Annotated in this window: 1 protein-coding gene; it reads left to right on the top strand. The window is 70.7% G+C overall.

Going from position 1 to position 1,135, the window contains the following annotated elements:
* Positions 1-443: 443 nt before the first annotated feature.
* Positions 444-851 carry an ATP-binding protein gene (locus O3Q52_RS53355; protein WP_269655581.1) on the top strand — a complete coding sequence of 136 codons (408 nt, stop codon included), beginning with the start codon at positions 444-446 and terminating at the stop codon, positions 849-851.
* Positions 852-1,135: the final 284 nt, after the last annotated feature.

Below are 1,135 nucleotides of genomic sequence, written 5' to 3'. Positions count from 1 at the left end.
GGGGGGGGGGGGGGGGGGGGGGGGGGTGGGGGGGGGGGGGGGGGGCGGGGGGGTAGTGGCCTTTGTTTCGCCCCCGCCGGAGAGGCTGAAGATTTCGCGGCTCGGGCCGACGCACTCAGCCCGTCCGGCGTTTGAGGACGAGGCCGTTCAGGCGGATGGGGGTCTGGGGCGGCGCCCCAAGAAAGGGACGGGAAGGGGTACGGGCGGCGGGGGTGAAGGAAAAGGTGTGACCATCACAACTTCGCGCACTCGAGTCTGCGGGGTGCGGGACGCACACCGTACGTGGGACGCTCGGGCTCGCGAGGCGCATGTGGCGGCTGAGACGAGCGCCGAGTACGCCGTTCGCGCCACAGTGCGCCCTCGCGCACGGTACTCCGCCCGGGATATCGGGTATGTGCCCATTAACCCCATGAAACCGGACATGGTCCGCTTCTGGCCTGGGAGTGATCTGCGTGATCCACACCGAGGGCGATATCGCCGAGTGGACCTTTCCCGCGGATCCAGGCGCCGTCCGGACCGCCCGAACCGTCGTCCGGGGCCAGCTCCATGCCTGGGACCTCGACTCCCTCGGAGACGTGACCGCGCTGTTGGTCAGCGAACTGGTCACCAACTCCCTGCGGCACGCCACTGGTCCCATCGGGGTACGCCTCGTACGCCCCTCGGAACCGATGGGCGTCCTTCTTGTCGAGGTCTCCGACCCCCTTCCGGATCCACCGCAGGAACGCGACGCGGAGCCCGAGGACGAAAGCGGCCGTGGCCTTCAGCTCGTGGCGAACTCCTCCCGCCGCTGGGGCACCCGACCAGGCGGTAAGGGCAAGACGGTGTGGTTCGAACTGGCACTCCCGAGCTGACCGGTAGCCACTCGGTAGCTACTCCGCAGCCGATCGGTAGCCAATCGCGAGTCCGCCCGCAGCCGCCCCGTAGCCGCCCCGCAGCCAACCATCGGCCGACCCCAGCCGATCAGCAGTCGATCCCAAGCCGACCAGCAGCTGACCCCAAGTCAAGCCGCGGCCGCCTCCCAGCCGATCCGCCCCCGACCGGGCGGTAGATCCGCAGCCGCCGCCCAAGCCGATCGGCAGTCGGCCCGGAGCCAATCCGCACGCGCCCCGCCCCCCCAGCCATTCCCCCGATCCGC

Source organism: Streptomyces sp. ActVer (genome assembly GCF_027270795.1).
GTDB classification, from domain to species: Bacteria; Actinomycetota; Actinomycetes; order Streptomycetales; family Streptomycetaceae; genus Streptomyces; species Streptomyces umbrinus_A.
Note: the sequence above shows the minus strand (reverse complement) of the source record. Positions and strands in the feature narration are given on the sequence as shown.